1 pseudogene is annotated in these 215 nt (G+C 37.2%); it reads right to left on the reverse strand.

Annotated elements, in window-relative coordinates:
- Positions 1–215, reverse strand: a pseudogene (locus tag M3610_RS27910) (IS5/IS1182 family transposase); the annotation flags it as partial.

Here is a 215-nt window from a genome sequence, read left to right on the forward strand (position 1 = left end):
GTTACAATTGTGCCAAGGACAAAACCATTTCGATCTGAAGCTGCATGAAATGAGTATGCGAATTGTTTAGTTCGTTCGTCCTTTACGTAATAACCACTTTCTGGGTCAGTCGTACTTTCTTTAATTTCTTTTAATTCCTCTTTATCAAATTTATCGGGAGGAAATGGCTTTTTTCCGTGATCTTCGCGGTCTTTATTAATCTCGTCTTGTAAACG

Source organism: Neobacillus sp. MER 74 (assembly GCF_023714155.1).